The following is a 21,710-nucleotide window of genomic DNA, read 5'->3' as shown; positions in this document are numbered from 1 at the left end:
CAGAACGACGAACTTCCGAGGGGTGAGTCCGGTGGCGGTCATCGAGGTATCGAACCTCCGCAAGAAATACGGCGAACATATCGCGGTCGACGATGTCTCGTTCACCGTCGAGCGCGGCGAGATATTCGGAATTCTCGGCCCGAATGGCGCCGGGAAAACGACGACGGTGGAATGCGTCGAAGGATTGCGCCCGGCGGACGGCGGCACCATTTCCGTGCTCGGAATGCGGCCGCAGGACGTGCGTGAGCGGGTCGGCGTGCAGCTGCAGACCAGCCAGCTGCCGGAGAAGATGCGGGTGCGCGAGGCGATGGACCTGTTCGCCTCCTTCTACCCGCGGCCTGCCGACGGCGCGAAGCTGCTGGACGACCTTGGCCTGACGGCAAAGCGGGACGCGCGGTACAAGGACTTGTCCGGCGGGCAACAACAACGGCTCGCCATCGCGCTGGCCCTGGTGGGCGACCCGGAGATCGCGTTCCTGGACGAGCTGACCACCGGCCTGGACCCGCAGGCGCGCCGGGACACCTGGCAGCTCATCGAAGGCGTGCGCGACCGCGGGGTCACGGTCGTGCTGGTCACGCACTTCATGGAGGAGGCCGAGCGGCTGTGCGACCGGCTCGCCCTGGTCGACTCCGGCCGGATCGTGGCCATCGACACCCCGGCCGGGCTGGTGTCCAGAGTGGATGGTGGCGGCCAGCGGCTGCGGTTCCGCCCCTCGGTGTCCTTTCCGGACAGCCTGCTCACCGCCCTGCCCGAAGTCACCGGCATCGCCCGCACGGCGAGCCAGGTTGTCGTGTCGGGCAACGGAAACCTGCTGCAGGCGGTGAGCGCGGCGCTGACGGCGCACAACGTGGTCGCGCTGGACCTGCGGGTGGAACAGACCAACCTCGAGGATGCCTTCATGGCCCTCACCGGACGCGAGCTCGAAGGGGAATGAGATGACTACGGCAACGAAAGCCAGTCCGATGACCGGCCTGAGCAGGCTGACCGGCAGCGAGTTCCGGCTGATGTTCCGCGATCCCGGGGTGTTCTTCGTGCTGGGGATCCCGATCCTGCTGGTGCTGATCTTCGGGCTGATCCCGGCGATGAGCTCGCCCAGCCCGGACTTCGGCGGCGGCCGGTTCATCGACTACTACGTGCCGGTGCTGGTCACGATGATCATCGCCATGCTGTCGCTGAACGTACTGGCCGGTGTGCTTGGCACGTACCGGGAACGCGGTGTGCTGCGCAGGCTCGGCGTGACCCCGGTGCGGCCCGCGGCGCTGCTCATGGCTCAGGCACTGGTGAACCTCGCTGTGCTGCTGGCGATGACGGTGGCGTTGCTGCTGATCGCGAACCTGGCGTTCGACGTGCCGATGCCGCGCCAGCTCCCGGGTTTCCTGCTGGCGCTGGTGCTGTCCATCGGCGCGATGTTCGGCCTCGGCCTGGTGATCGCGGCCCTCGCGCCGAACGGCAAGGCCGCCAACGGGATCGGCACGGTGCTGTTCTTCCCGCTAGGCTTCCTGGCCGGCCTGTGGACACCCGGCCCGCTGATGCCATCGGCCATCCGGCACATCGCCGACTTCAGCCCGCTGGGCGCCGGAGTGCAGGCCATGCAACGGGCCTGGGACGGTTCGTTCCCGGAGCCGCTGCACCTGATCGTCCTGGTGGCCTACACCGCCGGCCTCGGTTTCCTCGCCGCGAAGGTCTTTCGCTGGGACTAGGTGCAACTCAGCAGCAGTCCGCGGACTCGCCCTGGGGGTGCGGGTCCGCGCTGCGGCGTTCGATCAGCCGCCGCGGACCGGGGCCCTGCTGGGAAAGCCGGTCGTCGGTGTTCGCGAGTCCACACCGGTCAAGGGAAAGACAGCCGCAGCCCACGCAGTCGGTGAAGTCGTCGCGCAGCTGCTGCATCTGCTCGATGCGCACGTCCAGCTCGGCGCGCCAGCTCTCGGACACCTCGGCCCAGTCCGCGCGGGTGGGCACGCGCCCGTCCGGCAGCCGGCCGAGCACCTCGGCGAGCGTGCTCAGCGGCACGCCGACCCGCTGGCCGATCCGGATGAACGCGATCCGCCGGAGCGTGTCGCGGCGGAACCGGCGCTGGTTGCCCGCGGTTCGGCGGCTGGTGATCAGCCCTTTGGACTCGTAGAAATGAAGTGTCGACACTGCGACGCCCGCGCGCCTGGCCAGCTCTCCCACGGTCAGTTCGGTGCTCGGTACGGACATGGCGCAATCCTAGCCCAACCTGAACAATAGTTGAGGTTCTTCGTCGTAAGGAAAGTGCCGCATTCATCACCGGGATTTATGGTCCGGGCCGGAATGCCCCGGCGAGTTCACCGCGCGCCAACGTCCACTGTGGTGATGTCTGCCCGGTGAAGGATTTCTGGGACGAGCTGTTCGGCACGCAGCCGGACCCACCCTCGGCGGTCATCCTGGTGACCGGCGGCGCGGCGCTGCTGCTGGTGCTGTCCGGGCAGCCGTGGCGGCTGGCCCGCAACGTCATCACCATCGTGCACGAGGCCGGGCACGCCCTGGTCGCTCTGCTGGTCGGGCGGCGGCTGCGCGGCATCACCCTGCACTCGGACACCTCGGGCGTCACCGTCTCGCGCGGCAAGCCGACCGGGCCGGGCATGGTCTGTACGGCGCTGGCCGGGTACGTCGCGCCCTCGCTCGTCGGTCTCGGGCTGGCCGCGTTGGTCACCGCGGGAAAGATCACCCTGATGCTGTGGGTGCTCACGGCGCTGCTGCTGGCGGTCCTCGTGATGATCCGGAACCTCTACGGCGTGCTCTCGGTGCTGGCCACCGGGGCGGTCCTGGTCGTCGTGTCGGTGGTGACGACGCCCGAGGTGCAGTCCGCGTTCGCCTGCCTGACGGCGTGGTTCCTGCTGTTCGGCGGGGTCCGGCCGATCTGGGAGCTGCAGGTCAAACGACACCGCGGGCACGCCCGGGACTCCGATGCCGACCAGCTGGCCCGGCTGACCCACACCCCGGGCATCTTCTGGGTCGCGATGTTCATCCTCATCGCGCTGGGCGCCGTGTTGGTCGGCGGCCTCTGGCTCGCCGCGCCCGCCCTGGCGTAAGACTGACGATTTCCCGTCAACTTGACAGCGGAATCACTAGTTCTTCGTGGATAGCTTGCAGAGTGTGAGCGCACTACTTGACCGAAGGACCTTGCTGAAGGCCTCCGCGTACGGCGGGGCGGCCGTCGCGTTAGGCGCGTCCGCCACTGGAGGGATCGCTGTGGCGGACGACTCCGACGTCCCGACCTACCTGACCGACGTCCGAGCCCCGGTTCCCGACGAGATCAATGTGCAGAACCTGCCGGTCGAGGGTCGCATCCCGGCCGAGCTCAACGGCCGCTACTTCCGGGACGGGCCCAACCCGCCCGCGGGCTTCGACTCCGGTGTGTGGTGGTCGAACGCGGGCATGGTGCACGGCATCCGGCTGCGCGGCGGGCGGGCGGAGTGGTACCGCAACAAGTACGTCATCTCGCAGAACACCAACGACCTGCGGCGCAGTGCCGCCAACACCCGGATCATCCAGTTCGCGGGCAAGATCCTCGCGCTCTACGAGGTCGCCTACCCGTACGAGATCACGCCCGAGCTGGACACGGTCGGCCCGGTGGACTTCGGCGGCAAGCTGCAGACCGCGATGACCGCGCATCCCAAGGAGGATCCGGACACCGGCGAGCTGCACTTCTTCGCCTACGACTTCCGCAAGATGCCGTTCCTGACGTATCAACGGCTGTCCTCGGCGGGTGAGCTGATCCGCACGGTGCCGATCGACCTGCCGGCGCCCGTGATGATGCACGACTTCGCCATCACCAAGAACTACGTGCTGTTTCTCGACCTGCCAACGGTGTGGGACCTGCAGTCGCTGCAGACCGGCTTCCCGAGCTGGGGCGAGGACCACCAGGCGCGGATCGGCATCATGCCGAAGAACGGCACCAGCGCCGACGTGAAGTGGATCAAGGTCAGCCCGCGTTGGGCCTGGCACGTGGGCAACGCGTACGAGGACAGCCAGGGCCGCGTGATCCTGGAGGCGATCTCCGGCAACCGCGAGGGCTGGCTGGCCACGATCAACTACTTCACCGGTAAGCCCGCCGCCCGCGCCATGGGCGTGGTCTGGCGGTGGACGTTCGACGTGAAGAACGGCACGGTCCGCGAACAGCAGATCGACGACACCTTCACCGAGTTCCCGACCATCAACGACGACCGGACCGCCCAGCCACACCGGTTCGTCTACAGCCCCACCTCACCGCTGTCGGTCGAGACGCACAACCGGATCGTCAAGCACGACACCACCACCGGCCGCACGGTCGCGCACTACCTCGGCCGCGACCTCGTCGCCGGGGAAGCGGTGTTCATCCCGGCCCGCGGCGCCCGCTGCGAGGACGACGGCTGGCTGATGACCATCGTGCACGACCTGGTCCGGGACGCCGCGTCGTTGCAGATCCTGGACGCCTCCTCACCGGCCCGCCCACCGGTCGCCGTTGTCCACCTCCCCCGCCGGGTGCCATATGGCTTCCACGGCACCTGGTTGCCGGACGCCAGCTGACATCCGCCGCGGCCCGGAAGGGAGGTCACCCCTCCCGGGCCGCCACCATCCGTTGCGGGGGCGTTGTCCTCTAGTCGGCCACGGTGAAGTGCCGGTGCTCGCCCGGGTTCTCCAACTCGTCGACGATCGCGACGGCGAGGTCTTCGGCCGAGATCCGGGACTGGCCGTCGGCGGTGGTGAGCAGGGTGGTCGTGCCGCGGCGGTACTTGCCGGTGCGGGTGCCCGGTTCCAGAATCGCCGGCGGGCTGAGGTAGACCCAGTCAGCGGAGTGCGCCCTGCAGGCTTCGAGTTGGTCGGCGCTGGCTTCGGCGAAGGTCCGCCATTCCGCGGGAACGTATTCGGGGCTGTCCATGACAAGCCTGCCGTTGGCCCGCAAGGGACCGGCGCCCCCGACAACGAGGATGCGCGTGGACGCGGCCGCGTCGAGGAGTGCTGTGGTGGTTGCGACGACAGTGTGTTCCTGGCCAGGAGCGGGACGGGTCGCGCCGACAATCGCGTCGGCGTCGGCCAACAGGCTTGCCATGTGGCCTGGGTCGTTCGCGTCACCCTCCACTGTGGTCACTCCGGGCAGCGAGTCCGGCGCCTTGCGGAAGACCGCGACGACGGTGTGTCCGCGGTTCACGGCTTCCTGGACCACACGCGAGCCGACCATGCCGCTCGCGCCCACGACTGCGATCTTCATCGGGCTGTCCTTTCCAGCACGCGGATCTGGGGTTCGGGGAGTTGTGCGGCGACGATGGAGGCGAGGGCGAGGCCGAAGCCGGCGAGCTGGACCGGGCCGAGGGTCTGACCGAGCACGACCGCGCCGAGGATGGCGGCGACCAACGGGGACAACAGAACCAGGACCGCGACCGAGGTGACCGGCAGGGTGGTGATGCCGCGGAACCACACGATGTACGCGATCAGCCCGCCGACGAGTCCCAGCCACAGGTAGCCGACGGCCGAGGTGGCGCTGATCGCGGGTGGCTGGCCCTCGCACAGGAAGGTGACCGGCAGCAGGAACAGGCCGCCCGCAGTGAGTTGCCACCCGGCGAACCCGGTCGGACTCACCCCGGCGGGACGCCCCCAGCGTTTGGTGAGCGTCAGCCCGACTCCCATCGAGGCAGTACTGCCGAGCCCGGCCAGGACACCGACGAAGTCGAGCTTCGCCGCCGGGCCGAGCACGACCAGGCCGACGCCCAGCACGCCGGCCACACCCCAGGCCAGTCGCCAGGCGGAGGGGCTTTCGCGGAGAACGGCCATGGCCAGCAGGGCGACGAACAACGGCTGGGCGGCGCCCATAGTGGCGGCGACTCCACCGGGGAGTCGTTCGGCGGCGGTGAACACCAAAGCGTTGAGCAGGCCGATGTTCAGCACGCCGAGCACCGCGGCCTTCCACCACCACGCGCCCCGCGGCAGGACCCGGGAGATCGCCAGCGCGATCAGGCCTGCGGGCAATGCACGCAGCAGCGCGGCGAACAGGGGATGTCCGGGCGGCAGGAGTTCGGTGGTGACGATGTAGGTGGTGCCCCATGAGGCCGGCGCGATCGCCGTGAGGAGCGTGATTGCCGGGCTTTTCATGCTTTTGATTTCAGCTCGTATGGATCGATGAGTCCAACACATGTTTGTCACGCCATCGATCTCGATTCAAGATAGATCAATGGAGCTTCAGCAGCTGCGCTACGTCATCGCCGTCGCCGAGACGAACAGCTTCACCCGGGCCGCCGAACGCTGCCTGGTCGTCCAGTCCGCGCTCAGCCACCAGATCGCGCGCCTGGAACGGGAGCTGGGCGCACGGCTGTTCGACCGCACCAGCCGCCGCGTCCAGCTGACCCACGCGGGCGCGGCCTTCCTGCCCGCCGCGCGGCAATGCCTGGACGCCGCCGAACGTGCGGCCGCCGAGGTCGCCGCCGCGGTCGGCGAGATCCGCGGCCGGCTCGCGGTCGGCCTGATCCCCACCGTGGCGGCGGTCGACATCCCGGCGGCGTTGCGTGAGTTCCGTCAGCGGTACCCACACGTTCGGGTCAACCTGAAGGTGGGTGCGAGCGGAGAACTCACCGAACAGGTCCGCCAAGGCTCGCTCGACGTGGCCTTCCTGGGCCTGCCGACTTCCCAGCAGCCGCAAGGGGTTGCTGCCCGCGAGCTCGTCCGCGACCGGCTGGTGGCGTTGGTCGCGCCGGACCATCCCCTGGCCGGTGCCGAGGTCGTCGACCTGCGGCGGCTCGCGGAGGAGGTGTTCGTGGACTTCCCGGCCGGGACCGCCGGGCGGATCCAGTCCGACCAGGCCTTCGCGGCGGCCGGGCTGACCCGCGAAGTCGCCTTCGAGGTGACCAACGCGGACTCCCTGCTGGCCCGCCTGGTCAACCAGGGCCTCGGCGTCGCCATGCTCGCGTCGACCTACGCGCCTCAGCTCAGCGGCGTCGTCACCATCGAGGTCACCGACGCGCCGAGCCGCGTCGAGTACGTCATCTGGAGCCAGGCCACCCGCACGCCCGCGGCCACGGCGTTCCTCGAGATCGTGAACGCCTAAAGGCTGGGAGTCCGCTCCTGCCAGCGCTCCTCGGTCTCCAACTGCTGCGCCAACGAGATCAGCAGCGGCTCGCTGTGCTCGGTGCTGACGAGTTGCGCGCCGATCGGCAGGCCGGACGCGGTCAGCCCGGCGGGCACGTTGATGCCGGGCAGGCCGAGGATGTTCCACGGCCAGGCGTAGGGGCACGCGGCGGTCATGGTGCGGGTGGTGGCGAAGTTGGACAGGCCGTCGTAGTGGCCGATCGGCGTCGGCGGCGTGGCTGTGGTCGGCGCGAGGATCACGTCGAAGTCGTCGAAGAACCGGCCGAGCCGCTTGCGTTCGAACTTCTCGTGCAGCATCGACAGCTTCAGCAGCGGCCCGAACACCACGCCCATCCGCCGGTTGCCCTGGGTGCGCTTGTCCAGCAGGCGCAGGTCGGGCACGTTCACCGCCGCGTCGCGCAGCCCGCCCATCGACCGGGCGAACACACCCGCGCCGACGATCCCGTAGCTGGGACTGGCCAGCGTCACGTCGTGACCGAGCCGCGCGAGCACCCGCCCGAGCCGGACCACCGCGGAGCGGATCTCCGGGTCCAGCCGGGCCGGGACCATCGTGAACGGCACCCGCAGGGCGAGCGCGATCCGCAGCCGCCCGGGAGTCCGTCCCACGGCCGAGCGCATTTTCGTCCCCGTTCCGGCGATGACGTCCAGCAAGAGGGCCGCGTCACCGACCGTCCGAGCGAGCGGTCCGTTCACCGCCAAGCCGTGCCAGGCCTCGGGTTGCGGGTGCGTGTCGACAAGCCCACGCGTTGTCTTGATCCCCACAAGCCCCGTCCACGCGCACGGGATCCGGATCGACCCGAGCCCGTCGGACCCAGTCGCGGCAGGCACGAGACCAGCGGCAACGGCAGCGGCCGAGCCGCCGGAAGATCCACCGGGGGTGTAGCCGAGATCCCACGGGTTGCGGGTGGCGCCGAACGCGTGCCCCTCGGTGAACGGCCACTGCCCGAACTCCGGGGTGTTCGTCTTGCCGACGATCACCGCACCGGCCTCGCGCAGCCGCCGGACCAGGCCGCTGTCGGCGGTCTTCAACGGGAAATCACCCGCACAGCCGAACGCCGTGGGCTCGCCCGTGACGTCCGTGTCGTCCTTGACCGCGATCGGTACCCCCAGGAGCGGGGCTTTCTCACCGGCCGCCAGCCGGGCGTCCGCCTCGGCGGCCTCGGCCAGCGCGGCCTCGCGCCGGATCCGCCGGAACGCGTTCAGCGTCGGCTGCGCCTTCTCGATCCGGTCGAGCGCCTCGGTGACCACCTCGACCGAGCTCGCTTCCCCGGCCGCGACCAGCTCCGCCGTCCGCTGCAGGCCCGCGAACTCCGTCACCGCACCTCCCCGAAACCGTTTCGCCTCGTGCGGCAGACTAGTCATCTCGCTGGAGAGGAGATACCGGTGGTTGACGAGGTTGTCGAGGCCTGCGCGCGAGCGGCGAAGCAGGCGGCTCCGTCACTGGCCGCGGCGACCGACGAGGCCATCGACGCGGCGCTGGCCGGAATGGCCGAGCGGCTGCGGGCGAACGCGGACAAGCTGCTCGACGTGAACAACGGCGACGTGTACGTGGCCCTCGAGGAGGGCATGAGCAGCGGCCTGATCGACCGGCTGCGGATCACGCCCGAGCGCCTGACCGCCATGGCGGACGCGTTGCTGCTGCTCGCCGGGGTCCCGCAGGAGCCGCGCGAGACGCCGGTCCGGGACCTGCCGGACGGCCTCAGGCTGGTCGAACGCCGCCGCCCGGTGGGCGTGATCGGCGCGAACTACGAGGCCCGGCCGAACGTCACCGTGGACATCGCCTCCCAGCTGATCAAGTCCCGCAACGCGGGCGTGCTGCGTACCGGCTCGGCCGCGCTGCAGTCGGCGAAGGCCCTGGTCCGTTTGGTGATCGCGCCCGCGCTGACCGACGCGGGCATCGACCCGGCGGTGATCCAGCTGGTCCCCAGCCCGGAGCGGGAGGCCGCGGCCGCGCTGGTCCGGTTCCCGGATCTGGTGCCGCTGGTGATCCTGCGGGGCAGCGGTGAGAGCACCCGTGAGCTGGGTCTGGAGGCCGCCAAGCACGGGGTGCGGACGCTCGCGCACGCCGACGGCGGGGGAGTGCTGTACATCGACGGCGCCGCGGACCTGGACAAGGCCATCGGCCTGGTCGCGAGCAGCCTCGACCGGCTGGGCGTGTGCAACCGGCTCAACCTGCTGCTGATCGACTCGTCGATCTACGGCGAGGTCCTGCCGAAGATCCAGGAGACCCTCTCCGAGCTGGGCATCAAACTGTCGATGCCGCCGCACGAGCACCCCATCGGCTACGAGTGGGCGCTGGACCCGGCGAATGAGGCGACCGTCACCATCTCACCGGTCGACGACGCCGTGCAGGCCGCGCAGGTCGCCAACGAGAAGACATCCGGCCTGGCCGCGGGCATCGTGACCGAGGACAAGGCGGTCGCGGACGCGTTCATGGACGCCTACACCGGCACCGGCGTGTTCTGGAACGCCACGACCCGCCTGCTGGACGGGTTCAAACTGCTCGCCGTGCCCGAGACCGGCATAAACATCGACAAAGTGCCCGGCCCGCGCGGACCTGTGACTTACACCGACCTTTGCCTGCGCCAGTACGCGGTGGTGCCCGCGTAGGCGGTCTGACCAGCATCGATACGGTTGGCTGCCCTCTGGTGCCCGCATATGTAGCGGGGGATAGTATCCAGGGGCCGTCTACCGGACGGTCCGAGAATGTTTGCAACACCTCTGGAGGCACGACAGTGACGGCGGTAGCCCCCAAGCCGATCGCGACGCGGCCGTTCCCGGCGCGTGAGACGGTCAAGGGTTCGTACCTCCTGCGGCTGTTCCGCACTACGGACCACAAGCAGATCGGCATCATGTACCTGGTCACCGCGTTCGCCTTCTTCATGGTGGGCGGCGCGATGGCGATGCTGATCCGCACCGAGCTGGCCGTGCCGGGACAGCAGTTCCTCTCGCAGGAGCAGTACAACCAGCTGTTCACCATGCACGGCACGATCATGCTGCTGCTGTACGCGACGCCGATCCTGTTCGGGTTCGCGAACTTCGTGCTGCCGCTGCAGATCGGCTCGCCGGACGTGGCGTTCCCGCGGCTGAACGCGTTCTCGTACTGGCTGTACCTGTTCGGCGGCATCATCGTGCTGTCCGGGTTCCTCACGCCGGGTGGCGCCGCCGACTTCGGCTGGTTCGCCTACACCCCGCTGTCGGACAAGATCCACTCCCCAGGGGTGGGCGCCGACCTGTGGATCTCCGGTCTGATCGTCTCCGGTCTCGGCACCATCCTCGGCGCGGTCAACATGATCACCACGGTGATCTGCCTGCGCGGCCCGGGCATGACCATGTTCCGGATGCCGATCTTCACCTGGAACATCCTCATCACCGCGATCCTCGTGCTGATCGCCTTCCCGATCCTGACGGCCGCCCTGTTCGGCCTCCTAGCGGACAGGCATATAGGCGCGCACGTCTTCGATCCCGCGTCAGGCGGGGTGATCCTCTGGCAACACCTGTTCTGGTTCTTCGGCCATCCAGAGGTCTATATCGTCGCGCTGCCGTTCTTCGGGATCATCTCCGAGATCATCCCGGTGTTCAGCCGCAAGCCGCTGTTCGGCTACAAGCCGCTGGTCTACGCGACCCTGTCGATCGCCGCCCTGTCGGTGGCCGTCTGGGCGCACCACATGTACGCGACCGGCGCCGTGCTGCTGCCGTTCTTCTCGTTCATGACCTTCCTGATCGCGGTGCCCACCGGCGTGAAGTTCTTCAACTGGATCCTGACCATGTGGAAGGGCCAGCTGACCTTCGAGACGCCGATGATGTTCTCGATCGGCTTCCTGGTCACGTTCCTGTTCGGCGGCCTGACCGGGATTCTCCTGGCGGCGCCCGCCATCGACTTCCACGTGTCGGACACCTACTTCGTGGTGGCGCACTTCCACTACGTGCTCTACGGCACGATCGTGTTCGCCACCTTCGCCGGCATCTACTTCTGGTTCCCGAAGATCACCGGGCGGTTCATGGACGAACCCCTGGGCAAGCTGCACTTCTGGACCACGTTCATCGGGTTCCACGGCACCTTCCTGGTCCAGCACTGGCTGGGCAACGAGGGCATGCCGCGCCGGTACGCCGACTACCTGGCGTCCGACGGGTTCACCACGCTGAACACGATCTCCACGATCGGCGCGTACATCCTCGGCGCCTCCACGCTGCCGTTCATCTGGAACGTGTTCAAGAGCTACCGCTACGGCCAGATCGCCGACGCGGACGACCCGTGGGGCTACGGCAACTCGCTCGAGTGGGCGACCACGTCCCCGCCACCGCGGCACAACTTCAAGGAGCTGCCGCGGATCCGCTCCGAGCGCCCGGCGTTCGAGCTGCACTACCCGCACATGGTCCAGCGGTTCCGCGACGAGGCGTTCGCCGGCCACGGCCACAGCAGCGTCTCGGTCATCGAGAAGCCCGAGGTGAACGAGATCACCGACGACGGCGACAAGTAACCGGCTAGTTTCATAGGCGTCGATCTGCCGCCGGTCCCACGATGGTGTGGGATCGGCGGTATACGCATGTCCAGACCGAGGAGGGGACCCCCTTGCCCGGCCCGACCAGCACGCCAGTCCTCATCACCGTCAGCGGCCCGGACAAGCCGGGCGTGTCGTCCGTGCTGTTCGCAGTGCTCACCCGCCACGGCGTCGACGTGCTCGACGTCGAACAGGTGGTGATCCGCGGCCAGCTCGTCCTGGGGGTGCTCGTCGGCACCGACAAGGACGCGGAGGGCCTGCAGGAGACCGTCGAACAGGCCATGGCCAGCGTCTCGATGCAGGTCGAGGTCGAGGTCGGCGCCGACCCGCTGACCCCCGCCCGCGTCGGCTCGACGCACGCCGTGGTCGTGCTGGGGCGGCCGGTCAGCGCGCGGTCGTTCACCGAGGTGGCCCGCCGGATGGCCGCCCTCGGGGTGAACATCGACGCCATCCGCCGAGTCGCCGACTACCCGGTGACCGGCCTTGAGCTGCACGTTTCCGTGCCGGATGACACCCCCGAGGCGGACAGCGCCTTGCGCAACGCCCTGGTCGAGGTGGCTTCGCGAGTGGGCTTGGACGTGGCGGTCGAGCGGGAGGGCCTGACCCGGCGGTCCAAGCGGCTGATCGTGTTCGACGTGGACTCGACCCTGATCCAGGGCGAGGTCATCGAGATGCTCGCGGCCAAGGCGGGGCACGAGGACAAGGTGCGGGAGATCACCGACGCCGCGATGGCCGGGTCGATCGACTTCACCGAGTCGCTGCACCGCCGGGTGGCGTTGCTGGAGGGGCTGCCCGCTTCGGTGATCGACGAGGTCGCCGCCGACCTCGAGCTGACCCCCGGTGCGCGGACCACGATCCGGACGTTGAAGCGGATGGGCTTCCGCTGCGGGGTCGTGTCGGGCGGGTTCACGCAGGTCATCCAGGGCCTGGTGGACGAGCTGGGGCTGGACTTCTGCGCGGCCAACGAGCTGGAGATCGTCGACGGCAGGCTCACCGGGCGGGTCACCGGCGAGGTCGTCGACCGCCCCGGCAAGGCCGCCGCGCTGCGCCGGTTCGCCGCGATGTACGAGGTGTCGCCGGCCCAGACCGTCGCCGTCGGCGATGGCGCCAATGACATCGACATGCTCTCCGCGGCCGGCCTCGGCGTCGCCTTCAACGCCAAACCCGCCCTCCGCGAGGTCGCCGACACCGCGTTGTCGCACCCGTACCTCGACGTGGTGTTGTTCGTGCTCGGCGTGACCCGTGCGGAGGTCGAGGCCGCGGACGCGGCCGACGGCATGGACGCTGCCCGGATATGAGCATCCTCGCGCCGCTCGCCGCCCGGTACGCCTCCTGGCTCGCCCTCCCCGCCGAACAGACCAACCAGGTCGAGACCGACCCGGCGCTGGTCCGGGCGATGCCGGTGATCCTGCGGATCGAGCGTGACCCGGTGCCCGGCCGGACGGCGTTGCTCGAAGCCGCCGCCTCAGCCGCCCTCGCCGTCTGCCTCGACCCCCGCGCCACCGCCCCGGACGGCGAATGGCACTCCGCGGTGACCGCCTGGATCAACGGCCACATCCGCAAAGTCTCCCGCCGAGCCCGCGGCGCCCACTGGCAAGCCGCCCAAAGCTTCCCCGGCGTAACAGTCACCGCCAACGGCACCTCCACCGCCCTTGGTGACGTCTCAGTCCTCGGCGGCGCCTCGGTCCGTGCTCTCGTTCCCGGCCTGGTCACCGAGACGCCCAAGGAAATCAGCCGCCTGCAGATCTCCGGCAGCGACCTCCCGCACGACGACCCCGGTCCACTCCCCGAGGGAATCCCCGTCCTGTGGCTCAACCCCAACGTCGAACTCACCGCAGGCAAAGCCGCAGCCCAAGTCGGCCACGCGAGCATGCTCCTGGCCGCCCTCCTGGACGACACCACCCTGAAGTCCTGGGCCGAAACCACCTACCGCTGCGCCGTCCGCACCCCCACCCAAGCCCAATGGAAAGCCCTCCACCCCGGCACCGACCCCGCCAAGGCCTGGGACGAACGCCGCGTCATCGCCGTCCGAGACGCAGGCTTCACCGAAATCGCCCCCGGCACAGTCACCGTCCTAGCCCAATGGCCCCCCTAACCCCCCACCCCACCCCCCCGCGTGTCCCACACTCGCGGATGCCGTGTCCCACATTCGCCGCATATGAAATCTCCCTACGCCGCGACCGCGCGTTGGCGAAACGCCGTCCGGACGGAATCGATCAGCCGGTTGGGATCCTTCAGATCCGCTGATGTGGCCCTCAGCACGATCCACCCCCGCTTCATCAGGTCCAGGTCCCGCGACGAATCTCGGCCCTCGCGGCCTTCATGTGCCGCGTAACCGTCGTACTCCAGCGCGATTCGCAAGTCGGGCCAGGCGAAATCGAGCCGATACCGAACGGTGCCGTCGATACCAACGATGGGGTACTGCGGCACTGGCGGTGGCAGTCCGGCGTCCGCGAGCATCAACAGCACCCAACTTTCCGCGGGGGACTCAGTCAGGCCGGTGGCCAGTTCCAGCAGAGACGCCGCCCTGCGAGAACCACGCCGGTCGGCCCGGCTCAACACACAATCCGCGACCAGTCCGACGAAGGCGCGGCGACTGTCGGCCGGACGCATCGCCAGAGCCTGTTCCAGACAGGCGAACGCAGTCGACGAACGCGCACGGCAGAGCATTTCGGCGAGCGCGTGCTCCAAGGCGAGCACAGGCAGACCGTGCACGCTCACCACATCACGCACTGACCATGCACTGTGGTGGACGATCATGTCGGGCTTGGACCGCACCTTGCGCCGGTAAGGGACTACGACGTGCACCGGTGCCTGGTCAGCGGCTTCACATCCGTGCAGGCGAACTGCGGTGTGGCTGGTCAGTACCGCGGTCGGGCCGGTGGTGAGGATGCTTGCAGCGGCTCGCGTGAGCAGGTCGGCCGACCTATCTCGTTCGACGACAACGGATCTCGAGAAATGGATCAGGTGCCGTTCGGCCAGGTCCGACTTCAGCTGACTCTCGCCACGAGAACGGGCCAGGTCCTGGATGAGGTGTGCGCCGTGCATGCCGGTTTCGATGTTGGACATGGGTCCACGGTGCTGCGCCCGGACTCTCCGACGCCAGCACCCTCGACTGACCTGTGGACAACTCCGGAGTGCACGGGGATTTCGGGGGCGGCGAATGTGGGACACGGCCTCCGCGAATGTGGGACACGCGGGGGTGGGGGTCGGGGTGGGGTGGGGGATGGGGTGGGTGGGGGTTAGACGAGGGGGGTGCAGTAGACGCTGCCTACTACTAGTTCGCCGGTGATGGGGCCTTGGCCGGTGGGGGCGAAGATCACGTGCATGAGGTTGAGGGTGATGCTGCCGTCCGGGGGGCTGGGGACGAGGATCTCGTTGAGGATGATCTTGGCGAGGGGTGGGTCGCCCTTGTGGTCGCCGGGGACGACGACGGTGTAGTTCGGCGGGAGGTCCTGCGGGGCTTCCATGCCCACCAGGCCTGAGAACTGCATGCGCGCCACCGCCCCGCTCACGGTGGTGGCGCAGGTGGCCAGGAAGTTGCTGATCCGGATCCTGGGCCCGCCGAACTCCGGCAACGCGTTCAGCTCGAACTTCTGCCCGGTGGCCTCCACCGTGATCCTGCCGTTGGACGGGTCGGCGGTGCACTTGGTGTTGCCGTCGCCGTACTCCGCCACGCCCTTGAGGCGGATGCGTTTGCTGGCGTTCTGGATGTTGCCGCCGTTGGTCAGGCACTGGGCGACCGGGGGCTGCACGATCCGTTTCTTGCCGTGGATGGTCACGTCCACCGAGCCGACCAGGGCTGTTCCGCTCCCGGTGGCCGCGAGCGCGGGCGCCGCCTGGGTCAGCAGGACGGCAGCCACCAGCACAACAGCGATCCGCCTCTTCATAACCCCATGATCAGCGGAAACGGTGTCACGGACGACCCCGCGAGCGCGGAACCACACCATTCAGCGACCCCGGAACTGTCGCGATTACCACAGGTCATCACTAGTGCGGCCGCACTAGCCTGCAGACGCAGGATGATCCTCTGGGAGGTTTGACCGTGTCCGTTGTCCCCGTTTCTCGTCCGGCCGTGCTCGCCGACCTGGTGCCCGGCGCGCTGGTCCGGGACGCCGCACTGGTCGTCGGCGGAGCCGTGCTCACCGGCCTGGCCGCGCAGGTGGTCGTGCCGGTGCCGGGCAGCCCGGTGCCGATCACCGGCCAGACGTTCGGCGCACTGCTCGTCGGCGCCGGGCTGGGCTGGCGGCGTGGTGCCGCGTCGATGCTGCTGTACCTGGTCGCCGGGATGGCCGGCGTGCCGTGGTTCCAGGATGGCAAGTCCGGGTGGCTCGGCGTGACCGGCGGTTACCTGGTCGGGTTCGCGGTCGCGGCGACGCTCGTCGGCCTGCTGGCCGCCCGCGGTGGCGACCGCACGCCGTTGCGCACGATCGCCACCATGGTGCTGGGCAACCTAGTGATCTACGCGATCGGCGTGCCGTGGCTGATGGCCGCCACCGGCATGGACCTCGGCACCGCTCTGGACCGTGGCGTACTGCCGTTCCTGCTCGGCGACGGCATCAAGATCCTGCTCGCGGCCGGCCTGCTGCCGGGTGCTTGGGCGCTGGCGAACCGAGCCGCGCGATAGCACCACCCCGCCGATGATCAGCACTGCTCCGGCCGCGGTGTTCCAGCCGACCGGTTCGGCCAGGAACACCGCGCCGAGCAGCGTTGAGAACACCGGCGTGACGTAGGTGACGGTCGACGCCACCGTCGACCCCGCCTGCCGGATGACCGTGAAGTTCAACCGGTACGCCAGCCCAGTTCCCAACGCACCCAGCGTGACCAAAGCGGCGACCGTGCCCCAGCCCGGCCACGCCACAGGGCCACCGAAGAACGGCGTCACCAGCCCAAGCTGCACCACACCCCACGTCACCTGAGCCGTGGCCATGACCGTTGCCGACTCGGGCCGCTTGGTGAGGAACCGCCGTGTGTAGACGAACGAGGCGCCGTAGCAGGTGGTCGCGCCCAGACAGGCCAAAGTGCCGGCAAACGGGCCCGCGTCGATCCCGTTCCACATCCCGAGCACGACCAGCACGCCGACGAACCCGACGGCCATCCCACCCAGCCGTCGCGCCGAAGGTCGCTCGGACGGCAGGATCATCAGCACGAAGGCCAACGTGGCCAGCGGCACGGTCCCGTTCCACACACCCGCGAGCACCGAGCTGATCCGCGTCTCGCCGAACGCGAACAACGGGAACGGAATGCTGTTCAACAGCAACGCCACCACGAACGTGTGCCCCCACACCGCGCGGGACCGTGGCATCCGTTCGCGGCTCACCAGAACCATCACCCACAAGGCCAACGCACCGAACACGCACCGCGAAAGCGCGACCCACAGCGGCGGAACCCCCGCGGTCACGGCGATCTTGATGAGCAGGAACGTCGATCCCCAGATCGTGGACAACAGCAGGAACGACGGCACCCAACGCTGGTTCATTGCCCTGACCTTTCCGGACCCTGGCCGCCCGGTCCGGCGGCTTTCGGACGTCAGGCTGACCCGCTGAGGCATAATGAGTCCAACAAGTGGCTCACGAATGACCATGAGAGTTGCTCATGACGATCAACCTGCCTCAGCTGCGGGCCTTCCTCGCCGTGGTCGACGAAGGCGGGTTCGGCGCGGCCGCTCCTGCCCTCGGCATCAGCCAGTCCGCCGTCTCCCACGCGGTCGCCGCACTGGAGAAGGCCGTGGGCGGCCCGGTCCTGCATCGCGCCAAACAGCCGCAGCTGACCACTCTCGGCAGCCGCATGCTCGACCACGCCCGTGCCGCGGTCGCGGCGGCCTCGGCCATCACCGATCTGGCCGCGGAACACGCCGACAAGCCGAGCGGCACGATCCGGCTGGCCGCGCCGGCGACCGTCTGCCAAGGACTGTTGCCGGACCTGCTGGCCCGGTGGCGTTCGGAGTTCCCGGCGGTCAAGGTGCGCGTGTTCGAGGGCGAGGACGGCGAGATCAAGGAGTGGCTGGCCGAGCGCACGATCGACCTGGCCGTGCTGGTCAACCCGGAGCGGCACAACGACGGCGTGGAGATAGGCGCGGACGCCTTCTACGCGTTGGTCCGGCGCGACCATCCGCTGGCGGGCCAGGAGATCATCGACGTCACCGACCTGGACGACGACCCGTTCCTGATGTCCGACGGCGGCTGCGAGCGGTTCATCCGGGACATCTACCGGCAGGCCGGGCACCAGGTGCGGCCCACGCACCGGGTCCGGGAGAACGGCACGCTGATCGCGATGGTCCGGGCCGGTGTCGGCGTGTCTGTGGTGCCGGGTCTGATGGCCGGGTCGATCGACCACCGGCTGGTGCTGGTTCCGTTGCGCCAGCACGGAAAGCGCCGCCTGGTGCTGACCGGGCCGGATACCGGTACATGGCACCCCGCGGTGACCGCACTGGTGGATGGTCTCAAGACTGACAGTGCGGCCGGGTAGGTTCAGGCGGTGCCCGAACTGCCTCCGATGAAGGAACTCCTGGCGACCGCTGTCGAGTCGGTCGGCGGCACCGAACGGCCTGGCCAGCTCACCATGGCCGAGGCGGTGCAGAAGGCCATCCGGACCGGCTCGCACCTGGCCGTGCAGGCCGGCACGGGGACCGGGAAGTCGTTGGCGTACCTCGTTCCCGCGGTTCGGCACGCGGTCGAGAAGGGCAAGTGCGTCGTGGTGTCCACCGCGACCATCGCGCTGCAGCGCCAGCTCGTCGACCGCGACCTGCCCCGGCTGGCCAAGTCGCTCAAGGGCGCGCTCGGCCGGGAGCCCACGTTCGCGATCCTGAAGGGCCGCCGCAACTACCTGTGCCTGCACCGGCTGGACACCGGCGCGCCGGACGAGCCCGACGACGACATGCTGTTCGACCCGTTCGCGGTGTCCGCGTTGGGGCGCAACGTCAAACGCCTCTTCGAGTGGTCCTCGGAGACCGAGACGGGTGACCGCGACGAGCTCAACCCGGGTGTGCCGGACCAGGCCTGGCGGCAGGTCTCGGTCACCGCTAAGGAGTGCCTCGGCAAGGACAAGTGCCCGTTCGGCACCGACTGCTACGCCGAGCTCGCCCGTGCCGAGGCCGGCCGCGCGGACATCGTGGTCACCAACCACGCCCTGCTGGCCATCGACGCGTTGCAGGGCTACCAGGTGCTGCCCGAGCACGATGTGGTGATCATCGACGAGGCGCACGAACTGGTCGACCGGGTCACCTCGGTCGCCACCTCGGAGCTGACCGGCGGAATGGTGTCCGCGGCGGTGAAGCGCTGCGGGCGCCAGCTCGCCGAGGACATCGTGGACCGGCTGGAGGAGGCCGCGGAGGGCATCCGGGAGATCTTCGACGACCTGCCGCAGGGCCGCCTGGACCAGCTGCCGCGGCCGCTGGAGGCCGTGCTCAAGGTGACCCGGGACGCGGCGCACACCTGCATCACCGCGCTCGGGCCGGACCGTTCCACCAAGGACGTCGACTCGACGACCGCGCGGCGGCAGGCGCTGGCGCTGCTGGAGGAGATCCACGACACTTCGGTGCGCATGCTGGAGGCGTTCGACCACCAGGACCGGGACGTGGTCTGGCTGAGCGCCGACGTGATCAACGGCAACCCGCGGCCGCCCGTTCTGCGCGTCGCGCCCCTTGGCGTGGCCGGGTTGCTGCGGGAACGGCTGTTCGCGGAGTGCACGACCATCCTGACCTCGGCGACCCTGACCCTGGGTGGCTCGTTCGACGCGCTGGCCCGGCAGTGGGGCCTGCCGGTCGAGGCCGCGCCCGCGCAGAAGGCCGCCGGGACCGCGACCGACATCGCGCCGCCCGCCGACGACGACGTGCCGAGCTGGGACGGCATCGACGTCGGGTCGCCGTTCAGCCACGAGAAGAGCGGGATCCTCTACGTCGCCCGGCACCTGCCGCCGCCCGGCCGCGACGGGCTCACCCCGGCGTTCCTGGACGAGCTGGAGGGTCTGATCAACGCGGCCGGCGGGCGCACGCTGGGCCTGTTCTCGTCGATGCGCGCGGCCAAGCAGGCGACCGAGGCGCTGCGGGACCGGATCGAGCACCCGATCCTCTGCCAGGGGGAGGACTCGACATCGCTACTGGTCAGTAAGTTCGCTGAGGACGAAGCAACCTGTCTTTTCGGAACGCTGTCGCTGTGGCAGGGCGTGGACGTGCCAGGGCCGTCGCTGCAGCTGGTTGTTGTAGACAGGATCCCGTTCCCGCGGCCCGATGACCCGCTCGCGTCGGCCCGTCAGCGCGCCATCGAGTCCCGCGGCGGAAACGGTTTCCTGACCGTCGCAGCGACGCACGCTGCGCTTTTGCTCGCTCAGGGTGCCGGTCGCCTGCTCCGTTCGAATGACGATCGGGGTGTCGTGGCCATACTTGACTCGCGGTTGGTTACTGCCCGGTATGGTGGCTTCCTGCGCGCGTCGCTGCCGCCGTTCTGGACCACTTACGACCCTGGTGTCGTACGTGGTGCTTTGGCCAGGCTAAATAAATGAACCGGAGTCCCCGTGCCGTCCGTACCTCCCTGTGGAGGGCAAGACGAGGCACGAGGAGGCTTTCGCTATGGGGACGCATCGGGGCCAGGCGCCACGCCCGGTCAACCGTAAGATCCTCGTTGGCATGGTCATCGGGGTGACCGTGGCCGCCTCCGTGACCGCGATGGCCTCCACCGGCCGCGGTCCCGTCGACCAGCAGACCGTCGAGGTCGGCTCGGCGTCGGCGCTGGACACCAACTTCAAGCGGGACGAGCGGCTGACCGCCCAGCAGGCCAAGGCGCGGGCGGTCGACGACGCCAAGGCCAGCCGCACGGTTCAGGACCTGCGCAAGAAGCTCGGCGAGAGCTACGCGGGAGCGTGGCTGAACAGCACCGAGCGCAAGCTGATGGTGGGCGTGACCGACCGGACGCAGCTCGAGGTGATCAGAGCGGCGGGAGCTGAGCCGAGACTGATGCGCAACAGTTTGACAACGTTGACGAAGGCCAAGTCCAAGATCGACCGGTCCGGCCGCGCCATCCCCTCCTCGGTGGTGTCCTGGTACGTCGACCCGCCGACCAACAGCGTGGTCGTCGAGGCCAAGAAGGACCCGGCGGCGGACGACTTCATCGACCGGATGAAGGCGGGCACCGGCGACATGATGCGGGTCGAGTGGCTGCAGCGCGGCGCGCAGACCTTCGCCGACCTCGTCGGCGGCCGCGGGTTCACCATCGGCGACGCCCGCTGCTCCATCGGGTTCTCCGCCACGGGCCAGAACGGCACCAAGCACATCCTCACCGCGGGCCACTGCACCAAGGACGGCGACATCGCCCTGGCCGACGGCCTGGAACTGGGCCGGGTGAGCGGTTCGGCGTTCAACACCGACGGCGACTTCGCCCTGATCGACATCACCGACCCCAGCGCCACCACCTCAGCGTTCGTGGACACCAGGGACGGCGGCCCGGTCACCATCACGGGCACCGAACCAGCGGCCCTCGGCGCGTCGGTCTGCCGCTCCGGATCCACCACCGGCTTCGCGTGCGGCGAGGTCATCGCCCTCGACGAGACCGTGAACTACGGCGACGGCAACATCGTCCGCGGCCTCACCCGGACCTCCGTCTGCGCCGAACCCGGCGACTCCGGCGGCTCGGTGATCAGCGGCACGCAGGCGCAGGGCGTCATCTCCGGCGGTATCGGCGACTGCGGCTCGGCCGGCGTGACCTTCTTCCAGCCCATCGTCGAAGCCGCCACCAAACTCGGCGTCACTGTCGTGACGCTCTGAAGCCCGTTCGCGGGACCACCACGCCATGCTCGGCTGGCGGCCGGAAGTCGGGCGCGCGCCAAGATGTCGATGGCGGACCGGTTGTGGGCAACCATGCTCAGATCGCCTTCCCAGCAGCGCCAGAATCGCGCCAACCAAGCCGCCGCTGGACCGGCCAGCCTCGTGCGTTTCGCCAACACACTCGCGTCAGCTGTGACCGCCGCGACCGCGAAATCCAGACGCTGCGCGCACAGTCACGCTCGCCGCGGACCTACAGGCACCTCAATGGCGAGTTCACTGCCACTCACTGAAATGCCGGTACGACCACTCACCTGCTGCACCCAGCGGGTTCGTTTCAGCCGCAGCCTCCCGCGGAGATGCCCGCACCTAGC

The 21,710-nt window shown here is 69.1% G+C and carries 19 protein-coding genes and 1 pseudogene; 13 read left to right on the top strand and 7 right to left on the bottom strand.

Going from position 1 to position 21,710, the window contains the following annotated elements; genetic code table 11:
- Nucleotides 1-31: 31 nt before the first annotated feature.
- On the top strand, nucleotides 32-934 hold the full coding sequence (locus tag AB0J95_RS10960) for an ABC transporter ATP-binding protein (RefSeq protein WP_364755536.1): 903 nt from the start codon (nucleotides 32-34) through the stop codon (nucleotides 932-934).
- Nucleotide 935: 1 nt separating this feature from the next.
- Nucleotides 936-1,700, top strand: a complete 765-nt coding sequence (locus tag AB0J95_RS10955) for an ABC transporter permease (protein ID WP_364755533.1) — start codon at nucleotides 936-938, stop codon at nucleotides 1,698-1,700.
- Nucleotides 1,701-1,707: 7 nt separating this feature from the next.
- On the opposite strand, the gene soxR is transcribed toward AB0J95_RS10955, so the two are convergent.
- A complete protein-coding gene (gene soxR, locus AB0J95_RS10950) occupies nucleotides 1,708-2,199 on the bottom strand; it encodes a redox-sensitive transcriptional activator SoxR (protein ID WP_364755531.1) in 492 nt (163 codons plus the stop codon).
- A gap of 146 nt (nucleotides 2,200-2,345) precedes the next feature.
- Here soxR and AB0J95_RS10945 point away from each other — a divergent pair, with 146 nt between their 5' ends.
- Nucleotides 2,346-3,053: a M50 family metallopeptidase gene (locus AB0J95_RS10945; RefSeq protein ID WP_364755529.1), complete on the top strand. Its 708-nt coding sequence runs from the start codon at nucleotides 2,346-2,348 to the stop codon at nucleotides 3,051-3,053.
- A gap of 64 nt (nucleotides 3,054-3,117) precedes the next feature.
- Nucleotides 3,118-4,530: a carotenoid oxygenase family protein gene (locus AB0J95_RS10940; protein WP_364755526.1), complete on the top strand. Its 1,413-nt coding sequence runs from the start codon at nucleotides 3,118-3,120 to the stop codon at nucleotides 4,528-4,530.
- A 70-nt stretch (nucleotides 4,531-4,600) separates the two neighbouring features.
- On the opposite strand, the gene AB0J95_RS10935 is transcribed toward AB0J95_RS10940, so the two are convergent.
- Nucleotides 4,601-5,212 carry an NAD(P)H-binding protein gene (locus AB0J95_RS10935; RefSeq protein WP_364755523.1) on the bottom strand — a complete coding sequence of 204 codons (612 nt, stop codon included), beginning with the start codon at nucleotides 5,210-5,212 and terminating at the stop codon, nucleotides 4,601-4,603.
- Nucleotides 5,209-6,090, bottom strand: a complete 882-nt coding sequence (locus AB0J95_RS10930) for an EamA family transporter (protein WP_364755520.1) — start codon at nucleotides 6,088-6,090, stop codon at nucleotides 5,209-5,211. The genes AB0J95_RS10935 and AB0J95_RS10930 overlap by 4 nt, the downstream gene beginning before the upstream one ends.
- A gap of 79 nt (nucleotides 6,091-6,169) precedes the next feature.
- On the opposite strand from AB0J95_RS10930, the gene AB0J95_RS10925 reads away from it, so the two are divergent.
- Entirely contained in the window at nucleotides 6,170-7,039 is an 870-nt protein-coding gene (locus tag AB0J95_RS10925) for a LysR family transcriptional regulator (RefSeq protein ID WP_364755517.1), read from the top strand.
- On the opposite strand, the gene AB0J95_RS10920 is transcribed toward AB0J95_RS10925, so the two are convergent.
- Entirely contained in the window at nucleotides 7,036-8,397 is a 1,362-nt protein-coding gene (locus AB0J95_RS10920) for an amidase (RefSeq protein WP_364755514.1), read from the bottom strand. The two genes, AB0J95_RS10925 and AB0J95_RS10920, sit on opposite strands and share 4 nt — an antisense overlap.
- Nucleotides 8,398-8,463: 66 nt before the next feature.
- Between AB0J95_RS10920 and AB0J95_RS10915 the strand changes: the two genes are divergently transcribed.
- The 4 genes from AB0J95_RS10915 to AB0J95_RS10900 all read left to right on the top strand — a co-directional run bounded on the left by AB0J95_RS10915 (nucleotide 8,464) and on the right by AB0J95_RS10900 (nucleotide 13,677).
- The gene (locus AB0J95_RS10915; RefSeq protein ID WP_364755512.1) at nucleotides 8,464-9,690 is read left to right on the top strand and encodes an aldehyde dehydrogenase family protein; all 1,227 of its coding nucleotides are present in this window, start codon (nucleotides 8,464-8,466) and stop codon (nucleotides 9,688-9,690) included.
- A gap of 125 nt (nucleotides 9,691-9,815) precedes the next feature.
- On the top strand, nucleotides 9,816-11,561 hold the full coding sequence (ctaD, locus tag AB0J95_RS10910; protein ID WP_364755509.1) for a cytochrome c oxidase subunit I: 1,746 nt from the start codon (nucleotides 9,816-9,818) through the stop codon (nucleotides 11,559-11,561).
- A 92-nt stretch (nucleotides 11,562-11,653) separates the two neighbouring features.
- Nucleotides 11,654-12,880, top strand: a complete 1,227-nt coding sequence (gene serB, locus AB0J95_RS10905; protein WP_364755506.1) for a phosphoserine phosphatase SerB — start codon at nucleotides 11,654-11,656, stop codon at nucleotides 12,878-12,880.
- Nucleotides 12,877-13,677 carry a peptidyl-tRNA hydrolase gene (locus tag AB0J95_RS10900; protein WP_364755503.1) on the top strand — a complete coding sequence of 267 codons (801 nt, stop codon included), beginning with the start codon at nucleotides 12,877-12,879 and terminating at the stop codon, nucleotides 13,675-13,677. Before serB ends, AB0J95_RS10900 begins: the two co-directional genes overlap by 4 nt.
- A gap of 74 nt (nucleotides 13,678-13,751) precedes the next feature.
- Here the strand turns inward: AB0J95_RS10900 and AB0J95_RS10895 are convergent, their stop codons facing one another.
- Both AB0J95_RS10895 and AB0J95_RS10890 read right to left on the bottom strand, forming a co-directional pair.
- A complete protein-coding gene (locus tag AB0J95_RS10895; protein ID WP_364755500.1) occupies nucleotides 13,752-14,651 on the bottom strand; it encodes a DUF559 domain-containing protein in 900 nt (299 codons plus the stop codon).
- Between the two features lie 173 nt (nucleotides 14,652-14,824).
- Complete coding sequence (locus AB0J95_RS10890) at nucleotides 14,825-15,472, bottom strand: choice-of-anchor P family protein (RefSeq protein WP_364755497.1); 648 nt, start codon at nucleotides 15,470-15,472, stop codon at nucleotides 14,825-14,827.
- Between the two features lie 149 nt (nucleotides 15,473-15,621).
- On the opposite strand from AB0J95_RS10890, the gene AB0J95_RS10885 reads away from it, so the two are divergent.
- Nucleotides 15,622-16,209, top strand: a complete 588-nt coding sequence (locus AB0J95_RS10885; protein ID WP_364755494.1) for a biotin transporter BioY — start codon at nucleotides 15,622-15,624, stop codon at nucleotides 16,207-16,209.
- A gap of 54 nt (nucleotides 16,210-16,263) precedes the next feature.
- On the opposite strand, the pseudogene AB0J95_RS10880 reads toward AB0J95_RS10885, so the two are convergent.
- Nucleotides 16,264-17,061: pseudogene (locus AB0J95_RS10880) on the bottom strand (DMT family transporter); the annotation flags it as partial.
- Nucleotides 17,062-17,177: 116 nt separating this feature from the next.
- On the opposite strand from AB0J95_RS10880, the gene AB0J95_RS10875 reads away from it, so the two are divergent.
- The 3 genes from AB0J95_RS10875 to AB0J95_RS10865 all read left to right on the top strand — a co-directional run bounded on the left by AB0J95_RS10875 (nucleotide 17,178) and on the right by AB0J95_RS10865 (nucleotide 21,339).
- Nucleotides 17,178-18,050: a LysR substrate-binding domain-containing protein gene (locus AB0J95_RS10875; RefSeq protein ID WP_364755491.1), complete on the top strand. Its 873-nt coding sequence runs from the start codon at nucleotides 17,178-17,180 to the stop codon at nucleotides 18,048-18,050.
- 27 nt (nucleotides 18,051-18,077) lie between these two features.
- Nucleotides 18,078-20,081 (top strand): ATP-dependent DNA helicase, encoded by a 2,004-nt coding sequence (locus tag AB0J95_RS10870; protein WP_364756167.1) that lies wholly within the window; start codon nucleotides 18,078-18,080, stop codon nucleotides 20,079-20,081.
- 67 nt (nucleotides 20,082-20,148) lie between these two features.
- Nucleotides 20,149-21,339, top strand: a complete 1,191-nt coding sequence (locus AB0J95_RS10865) for a S1 family peptidase (protein ID WP_364755488.1) — start codon at nucleotides 20,149-20,151, stop codon at nucleotides 21,337-21,339.
- Nucleotides 21,340-21,710: the final 371 nt, after the last annotated feature.

This window comes from Actinocrispum sp. NPDC049592 (assembly GCF_040675465.1).
Classification (GTDB): domain Bacteria; phylum Actinomycetota; class Actinomycetes; order Mycobacteriales; family Pseudonocardiaceae; genus Kibdelosporangium.
Note: the sequence above shows the minus strand (reverse complement) of the source record. Positions and strands in the feature narration are given on the sequence as shown.

Excerpts from the sequence above, each read along its gene's own strand:
- AB0J95_RS10870 (WP_364756167.1), top strand. The coding sequence starts at position 18,078 with ATGAAGGAACTCCTGGCGACCGCTGTCGAGTCGGTCGGCGGCACCGAA.
- AB0J95_RS10865 (WP_364755488.1), top strand. The coding sequence starts at position 20,149 with ATGGGGACGCATCGGGGCCAGGCGCCACGCCCGGTCAACCGTAAGATC.
- AB0J95_RS10930 (WP_364755520.1), bottom strand. The coding sequence starts at position 6,090 with ATGAAAAGCCCGGCAATCACGCTCCTCACGGCGATCGCGCCGGCCTCA.
- AB0J95_RS10890 (WP_364755497.1), bottom strand. The coding sequence starts at position 15,472 with ATGAAGAGGCGGATCGCTGTTGTGCTGGTGGCTGCCGTCCTGCTGACC.
- AB0J95_RS10955 (WP_364755533.1), top strand. The coding sequence starts at position 936 with ATGACTACGGCAACGAAAGCCAGTCCGATGACCGGCCTGAGCAGGCTG.
- AB0J95_RS10895 (WP_364755500.1), bottom strand. The coding sequence starts at position 14,651 with ATGTCCAACATCGAAACCGGCATGCACGGCGCACACCTCATCCAGGAC.
- AB0J95_RS10935 (WP_364755523.1), bottom strand. The coding sequence starts at position 5,212 with ATGAAGATCGCAGTCGTGGGCGCGAGCGGCATGGTCGGCTCGCGTGTG.
- AB0J95_RS10900 (WP_364755503.1), top strand. The coding sequence starts at position 12,877 with ATGAGCATCCTCGCGCCGCTCGCCGCCCGGTACGCCTCCTGGCTCGCC.
- AB0J95_RS10875 (WP_364755491.1), top strand. The coding sequence starts at position 17,178 with ATGACGATCAACCTGCCTCAGCTGCGGGCCTTCCTCGCCGTGGTCGAC.
- AB0J95_RS10925 (WP_364755517.1), top strand. The coding sequence starts at position 6,170 with ATGGAGCTTCAGCAGCTGCGCTACGTCATCGCCGTCGCCGAGACGAAC.
- soxR (WP_364755531.1), bottom strand. The coding sequence starts at position 2,199 with ATGTCCGTACCGAGCACCGAACTGACCGTGGGAGAGCTGGCCAGGCGC.